This is a genomic window from Synechococcus sp. UW105, from assembly GCF_900473935.1.
Taxonomy (GTDB): domain Bacteria; phylum Cyanobacteriota; class Cyanobacteriia; order PCC-6307; family Cyanobiaceae; genus Synechococcus_C.
This window is the reverse complement of sequence record NZ_UCNN01000018.1, coordinates 1-2,352: the sequence shown is the minus strand read 5'-3', so window position 1 is coordinate 2,352 and position 2,352 is coordinate 1. Positions and strand designations below refer to the sequence as shown.

At 55.1% G+C, this 2,352-nt stretch carries 1 protein-coding gene; it reads right to left on the bottom strand.

The window, feature by feature from the left end; all coding sequences use genetic code 11:
* Positions 1-497: 497 nt before the first annotated feature.
* Positions 498-2,352, bottom strand: a 1,855-nt coding sequence (locus DXY16_RS07000; protein WP_115120552.1) for a C2 family cysteine protease, incomplete at its 5' end; no start/stop codon positions are given.

Below are 2,352 nucleotides of genomic sequence, written 5' to 3'. Positions count from 1 at the left end.
GGCGGAGGGGTCTCCGCCAGCGACGCGCTGATAAGCATTGCTGGCGTCAAAACCGGTGAAGAGGTCGCCGTCGAGGTTGAACTCAAGCATGGGAGAAAGAGAGAACGTTGGAGACCGGAGCGGGGTGTGGCCTCTGGATGAACTCAGCTTTTCCGCATTGCTCACGTTGTGTGTTGAGCGAAATCAAGCCGGTTTGTGATCTTGCTCACAGCCAGTTTTCTTGCGTCATGCATTGGGAACAAACAGTGCACGACTGGACTGGGTGGCTCAGATAGCCCCCCTTGTGATCACCCAATGTGTTGAGGCCCATTGAGGAAATGATGGAGTTGATTTGGAATTGTTATGATGTAATTTTGGTTCGATTTTTGCCATCATTCTTAGGGCCTCGCCCCACGTTGAGAATGTGGGTTTGAAGGCTCAGTGGCATGAATGGTTGCATCAAAAAAAAGGTGGCCGTAGCCACCTTTGTGTTGGTTGTGTTGGGGTGATTGCGAGATTCAGCTGTTGGTCCAGCTGACAGAAGCGCCTAGGTCGATGAGTTCTGCATGGGTCAGCGAGGAGTGGTTCTCGTCATAGGGGTTGCGAATGTCGTAGTCCCCTGTGATCGCGTCGTAGCCGACGATGCTGCGAGCATGGCCGCCCCAGCCCACGGTGACGACGTTGTCGCCATTGACCAAGGTTTGTAGTTCTGCGGAGCTGACGCCATTGACGCCAGAAGTGTTGAGAGTGCTCCAGGTTGCAGAGAGACCGGTGACATGCTCAAGGGCCTTTCGCCGTGATCCCCAGCTGATGCCTTCGTTGCCTGCAATGCCGTAGCGGTTGGTGTTTTCCTGTCCGATGCGACCAGATTCATTGATCTGGGCATAGGCCTTTTCAGCAAGGGCGACCCAGAGTTCATTGTTGTCTGCCACTAAGGCATCGGTTGCGGTGCCATCGCCGGCATCGGCGTAGATGTATTGGCCCGTGGCTGATGTGGCCATCTTGCTGTCGACGGTGACATAGTCGACCTTGCCGTCGGTATGGAAGCGAACGCTGTAGGTGCCATCGCCATTAGCAGTGAACATCTCCTCAATCAGCTCGGATTTGTTATTGGCCGTGCCGGCAAGAGCGGAGAGAAAATAACAGGATCCTGTTGCTCCCTGATCGATATCGCTGGCGTCAACACCATCCACAAAGAGGCTGCCAGCGGCTTTTGTGTAGGTGCCGGCCACGTTGCCTTCATCGTCGTTGTGGATCATGGGTCTGTCGGTGCCCAGCATGTGTTTGCCAATCAGCAGATTGAGATCCTGGGTGCTGGAGCCGGCTTTTAGATCGCCGAGATCATTGACGATGCTGTCGTAACCGGTGTACCAGGCGTTGCTGTCGTCGTGGAACAGCACTTTCTCAGACAGCACCGAGAGGTCGGCGCGCATGGTGCAGTTGAAGGTGTTCCAGAATTCGCGCAGATCGGTTAGCTCGGTGCCATTCACAGAGCCGTAATCGCCAGCACTTTTGAGAATGCCAATGATGTCATTACGGCTGAATTCGTTATCAAATTTGATTGAGTTGAGCGTGGCATTTTTAACGCTGCTGTCATCAATTAAATCGTTGGTGAGCTGTTCAAAGCAATCGGCGTGACGGCTGATGTTGAGGTTGAAACCAGTGGCACCGTTGTTGTTCCAAGCTGAGCTGTTGTAGCTGTAAATCCGGCTGGTGTAGTGGCCTTCATTCAGGAAGGTGCTGATGTTTTCATCCTGGGTTCCCCACTTGTTCGACCAGGTGACCAGTGAGCCGGCCTCGTCATAGAGAGCGAGGCCAACATTGGCGGAGAGGCCGGTGAGGGAGAGGTCAAAGTTGCCGGATTTGCCGGCATGGAAGGAGAAGAAATCGTTGTAGTCACGATTCCTACCGCTGCTGTAACCAACGGTGCCGATTACCTGCTGGTCATCGCGATAGGCGACGGTGCCGATGTCAGCTGCATTGTTGAAGCTGTCGGTGACGTCGTAGCCGCTGCCCTCATTGGCGGAGAAGCCGTTAGGCCAAGTGAAGTTGTAGTGGGTTTCGGTGCCGGTGGATTGATCGCGATCAAAGCGGTCTTCTGCGAGCAGGTTGTTCACCTCCGCGCGTTCTCCCAAGAAGGAGAGCACGTCTGGATCAATGGTGGGGAAGGAGATGCGTGGCAGTGGCCTGAAGCCAAAGAAGCCTTCCTCCGTGTCTCCGGTGAGTGGATCGAGCTGCGGTGGTGCGGTGTTGAGATCAGCTGGATCGGCTGGAGCGAGCTCAAGTCGCTCAGCGCTGGCTGGTTGTGGTGCGCTCGGGATGGCGCGGCCGTCTTGATGGCCACCGGTGAGTTGATCGATCTGGGCTGGATCG